The sequence below is a fragment of the Halomonas sp. 3D7M genome, from assembly GCF_014897885.1.
Lineage (GTDB): Bacteria > Pseudomonadota > Gammaproteobacteria > Pseudomonadales > Halomonadaceae > Vreelandella.
In genome coordinates this window covers 14,913-19,019 of record NZ_JABUZF010000277.1, presented here as the reverse complement: position 1 = coordinate 19,019, position 4,107 = coordinate 14,913, and the positions used below count along the sequence as shown (strand labels likewise).

Sequence of the window (4,107 nt, the reverse complement as noted above, 5' to 3'; positions counted from 1 at the left end):
AAGCCATTAGTGCGTCCATTAACTCATCGCAAAGGGCTGGGGGGGGCGGTAAATAGCTAACGCCTAATGCTCCGGGCAGCCCATTATGTAAATAATTTTGTTCATTGCGAAATGCCAGTGATTTGTCGAAAGGGTTGCTGATTGTGCTATTTTGCAGTTCGACAAGGTAAGCTTCTGTTAATGGTTTACGCTCATGGGCTTGACGCAGTAGCTGCATAAAGCGCTGTTGTTTATCAGGCGACGGAGATTCCCGCTCAATGGCAAAAGAAGATTGAGTTTCACTGAGATAGGCCCACTGAATCGCACGATCTAACATGCCAGGTGGTAAGGAGGCCATAAAGGTAGCGGCTTGGGTCAGAATATCCTGCTCAAGTAGTGCAGCAATTTCTGGTGTACGCCTCACGATGGCACAATAGCGAAGCGTGCCTAGTCCATTGAAGTCAATCCGCCAACGGCTGTCGCGTACTGCAGGGCCGATAACATAGCGTTCAGGATCAAATAAAGGCACGACTCTGCCACTGACAGCTATATCGAACGGCAAACGTTTGACTAGCGCTTCGTACAAATAGCCTAATTTTCTTAAATAGATACCATTCGGTGAGGCTTGCAAAGCATCTTGTAGCGTTTCTATGGGTAAATGTGGCAATGCGCCAGCCAAAATGGCGAGATCAATACCTTCATGTTTAAGTGCAAAAAGTAGATGGTCGAGCAGCGATGTTTCTGGCGCACGCCCGGCAGGTACGGCTATTTCTTTCTCCATAGACATAATACGTGTGACTGGTCGCACCCGCGCAGGGCAAAGGGGTGGGCATACCCTCAACCCTAAGTGCTCATACAGATACGCATAGCCTACCGGTTTCATCACAAAACGCCTCAGAGCAAAATATTTTATTCACTTCAACAATAAAATGTTCAGTAATCAACCAAAACACAATTTTTTATTAACTTAAGGAAAAGTAAACACCTGAACAGCCGCGCCTAATACTGTCTCCCAATGAGGCTAACAAACTGACAAAAAAAGCAGGCGCTGCTGGCCTGCTCTCTTAACATATCGTTTTTTTTACTCTGCTGGTATCAACAAACTTGTGACTCACTCACCTCCCTGCACACCCTGACGCTTTCTGCCAGCTCACTGACTAAGCCGTGCACTCGCTCCACTGCTTCATCAGGCGTGCTGGCATGTTCGATGCAGTCAACAAGCGCGGAGCCGACCACCACCGCATCGCTAAAGCGTCCAATGGTAGCGGCTTGCTCGGCGGTGCGTATTCCAAAGCCAACGGCAATGGGTAATTTGGTATATTCGCGGAGCTGAGCAACCGACGCCTCTAACCGTTGTGGTGTTGGCGCACTACCGCCAGTAACCCCCGCCACCGATACGTAGTAGATAAACCCAGAGGTGTTGCTGAGTACTTTGGGCAACCGTTTAGCATCGGTGGTCGGGGTGGCTAAGCGGATAAAATCAATGCCGTGCTGAGCTGCTGGCTGGCAGAGTTCTTCATCATGCTCAGGGGGCAGGTCTACCACAATCAGCCCATCGACTCCAGCGCTGGCGGCCTCCGTTAGAAAGCGCTCAACGCCATAGCAGTAAATCGGGTTGTAGTAGCCCATCAGTACGATAGGCGTGGTGCTATTCTGCTCGCGGAAACGGCGCACCATGTCCAACGTTTTAACTTGGGTTTGACCGCCTTCAAGTGCACGCAGCGCGGCTTTTTGAATCGCGGGACCATCGGCCATAGGGTCACTAAACGGCATGCCGAGTTCGATGATATCCACCCCTGCTTCAGGTAACCCATGTAGCAGGCGGCGCGAAGTATCCGCGTCTGGATCACCTGCGGTGAGGTAGCTAACCAGCGCTGGGCGGTTCTGCTGCTTGAGCGCGGCAAAGCAGTGTTCAAGACGAGTGGGGATATTCATAACAGTCTCCTGGTTCGCACTCATTGGAATTTCTCACCTAGATGATGGGCGACGCTCATCATGTCTTTGTCGCCACGACCGCTAAGGTTGACCACCATTAAGTGTTCACGGGGAAGCCGGGGCGCACGCTTAGCCACTTCCGCCAAGGCGTGGGCAGTTTCCAGGGCGGGAATAATGCCTTCTTGACGGCAGCAGATCTGGAAGGCTTCCAACGCTTCATCGTCAGTGGCGGAAACGTACTCAACCCGTCCCTGCTCGTGGAGCCATGCGTGTTCTGGGCCGATACCGGGATAATCCAGCCCTGCGGAAATCGAGTGGGCGTCAATAATCTGGCCATCTTCGTTTTGCAGCAAGTAGGTGCGGTTACCATGCAGTACGCCAGGCGTCCCGCCGTTCAAGCTGGCGGCATGCAGGCCGCTTTTAACACCTTTGCCGCCCGCTTCTACGCCAATCATCTGCACATCTGGGTCGTTTAAGAACGGATGGAACAGCCCCATAGCGTTTGATCCGCCACCAATACAGGCCACCAGCGAATCCGGCAGACGCCCCTGCTTTTCGAGCATTTGACTGCGGGTTTCATGGCCAATCACCGCTTGGAAGTCGCGCACCATCGCAGGGTACGGGTGCGGCCCAGCCACGGTTCCAATAATGTAGAAGGTGTCGTCGACATTGGTCACCCAGTCGCGCAGCGCTTCGTTCATGGCATCTTTGAGTGTGCCAGTGCCGGAGGTAACGGGAATCACCTCAGCCCCCAGTAGTTTCATGCGGAACACGTTAGGCTGCTGGCGCTCGATATCGGTTGAGCCCATATAGATGACACAAGGCAGACCAAAACGCGCTGCTACCGTGGCGGTGGCCACTCCGTGCATACCGGCGCCGGTTTCAGCAATGATGCGCTTTTTGCCCATCTGCTTGGCCAGCAGTACCTGGCCAATGCAGTTGTTAATCTTGTGCGCGCCGGTGTGGTTAAGCTCTTCGCGCTTGAGGTAAATACTCGCCCCACCGAAGTGTTCGGTCAGTCTTTCAGCGAAATAAAGCGGGCTTGGCCGCCCGACGTAGTCCCCTTGAAAGTAGGCTAACTGGCGCTGGAATTCGGGGTCATTTTTAGCAGCAGCGTATTCATCTTGCAGCTCTAAAATGAGCGGCATGAGTGTTTCAGCGACAAAGCGGCCGCCGAAGCTGCCAAACAGTCCGTTGGCATCGGGCAGGTTCACGAATTGGTTCATCACGACCTCTGAGTGCGGTTTGGGAAGCGGTTTTGATTGCAATGAAAGTAGCGCAAGCGCACGAAGATAAAAATCGATAAGATGTCACCAATAGGTGAGTTTTAATCAACTATTAAAACAGAACATCATTATGGGATCAGCAATGCAGAACAGCATGCCGCCGCTTAGCGCCCTGCGCGCCTTTGAAGCCACAGCCCGATTGGGTAGCGTAACTGCTGCTGCCGATGAGCTAAGCGTTACCCATGGCGCGGTTAGCCGCCAACTTAAAAGCCTGGATGAGCATTTTGGTGCAGCACTATTTGCAAAAGCAGGCCGTGGTCTGGTGCTGACTCACCATGGTGAGCAACTGCAAAGCGGCGTGGGCGAGGCATTTAGCAAACTGCGCAATAGTTGCGCAGCACTCAAGCGTGATGTGGAAGAAGCGCCCTTTACCCTGGCCTGCCCCGGCAGCCTGCTAGCGCGCTGGCTAATTCCCCGCCTGGATCGGCTGAACCAAGAGCTGCCGCAACTGAAGCTAAAAGTCGTGGTAAGTGACAGCGAACTGCCCGGTCAACAGGTAGATACCAGCGCCACCCTGGCGTTTATTGAACCGCCCTGGCCCGCGGATGTGGAGGTTATCGAGCTACTTCCCGAGCAGATTTGCCCGATAGCAAGCCCACTACTAGCCGCGCACATTGACCCAGCCAAGCCAGAATCGTTATTTGCCAACAAGCTGTTAGTGACCGCTTCACGCCCCCAGGCGTGGCCACAGTGGGCGAGCGCCAAAGGGCTGGCGCAACGTGCATTGGAGGATGCCCTTCAACAGGGCCAAGGGTTTGCCCATCTTTATTATCTGATTGAAGCAGCCGTGGCGGGCTTGGGCGTAGCAATAGCGCCCAAGCTACTGGTGGAAGACGATTTACGCAGCGGGCGGCTTGTGGCCCCCTGGGGAAGTATCGAAACGCCCGCCCGCCTCTGCCTATGGCTG

General features: G+C 53.8%; 3 protein-coding genes and 1 pseudogene. 1 reads left to right on the top strand and 3 read right to left on the bottom strand.

All coding sequences use genetic code 11. From position 1 onward, the window contains the following. From INT22_RS21700 to trpB, 3 genes and pseudogenes are all read right to left on the bottom strand, one after another. Nucleotides 1-862: pseudogene (locus INT22_RS21700) on the bottom strand (Fic family protein); the annotation flags it as partial. A gap of 212 nt (nt 863-1,074) precedes the next feature. Then, nucleotides 1,075-1,914, bottom strand: a complete 840-nt coding sequence (trpA, locus tag INT22_RS19900) for a tryptophan synthase subunit alpha (protein WP_193068791.1) — start codon at nt 1,912-1,914, stop codon at nt 1,075-1,077. A gap of 20 nt (nt 1,915-1,934) precedes the next feature. After that, a complete protein-coding gene (gene trpB, locus INT22_RS19895; protein WP_193068790.1) occupies nt 1,935-3,140 on the bottom strand; it encodes a tryptophan synthase subunit beta in 1,206 nt (401 codons plus the stop codon). Between the two features lie 142 nt (nt 3,141-3,282). Here trpB and INT22_RS19890 point away from each other — a divergent pair. Beyond that, nucleotides 3,283-4,107 (top strand): LysR family transcriptional regulator (locus tag INT22_RS19890; RefSeq protein WP_193068789.1); only part of this gene is annotated, 825 nt, incomplete at its 3' end.

Excerpts from the sequence above, each read along its gene's own strand:
- trpA (WP_193068791.1), bottom strand. The coding sequence starts at position 1,914 with ATGAATATCCCCACTCGTCTTGAACACTGCTTTGCCGCGCTCAAGCAG.
- trpB (WP_193068790.1), bottom strand. The coding sequence starts at position 3,140 with ATGAACCAATTCGTGAACCTGCCCGATGCCAACGGACTGTTTGGCAGC.